The sequence below is a fragment of the Streptomyces sp. MZ04 genome, from assembly GCF_004684775.1.
Classification (GTDB): Bacteria; Actinomycetota; Actinomycetes; order Streptomycetales; family Streptomycetaceae; genus Streptomyces.
This window is the reverse complement of sequence record NZ_SRIC01000604.1, coordinates 1-920: the sequence shown is the minus strand read 5'-3', so window position 1 is coordinate 920 and position 920 is coordinate 1. Positions and strand designations below refer to the sequence as shown.

The 920-nt window shown below is 65.0% G+C and carries 1 protein-coding gene; it reads left to right on the top strand.

Annotated elements, in window-relative coordinates:
* Positions 1-920, top strand: a 920-nt coding sequence (locus tag E2651_RS43440) for an adenosylhomocysteinase (protein ID WP_135336755.1), incomplete at both ends; no start/stop codon positions are given.

The window sequence follows — 920 nt, the reverse complement described above, 5'->3', positions numbered from 1 at the left end:
GGCATCCCGGTCTTCGCCTGGAAGGGCGAGACCCTGGAGGAGTACTGGTGGTGCACGGAGCAGGCGCTGACCTGGCCGAACACCCCCACCGGCGGCCCGAACATGATCCTGGACGACGGCGGCGACGCCACGCTCCTGGTCCACAAGGGCGTCGAGTACGAGAAGGCCGGCAAGGTCCCGTCCGAGGACACCGCCGAGTCGGACGAGCACCGCGTCATCCTGCAGCTCCTCAACCGCACGATCACCGACGGCTCGCAGAAGTGGACTCAGCTCGCCTCGGAGATCCGCGGTGTGACGGAGGAGACCACGACGGGTGTTCACCGTCTGTACGAGATGCACCGGGACGGGACTCTTCTCTTCCCGGCGATCAATGTGAACGACGCGGTGACGAAGTCGAAGTTCGACAACAAGTACGGCTGCCGCCACTCCCTGATCGACGGCATCAACCGCGCCACGGACGTGCTGATCGGCGGCAAGACCGCTCTGGTCTGCGGCTACGGCGATGTGGGCAAGGGCTGCGCGGAGTCGCTGCGCGGCCAGGGCGCGCGGGTGATCATCACTGAGGTGGACCCGATCTGTGCGCTGCAGGCGGCGATGGACGGCTTCCAGGTGACGACGCTGGACGAGGTCGTCGACAAGGTCGACATCTTCGTGACGACGACGGGCAACAAGGACATCATCATGGCCGCGGACATGGCCAAGATGAAGCACCAGGCGATCGTGGGCAACATCGGTCACTTCGACAACGAGATCGACATGGCGGGTCTGGCGAAGATCCCCGGGATCGTGAAGGACGAGGTCAAGCCGCAGGTCCACACGTGGACGTTCCCCGACGGCAAGGTCCTGATCGTGCTGTCCGAGGGGCGTCTGCTGAACCTGGGCAATGCGACGGGTCACCCGTCGTTCGTGATGTCCAACTC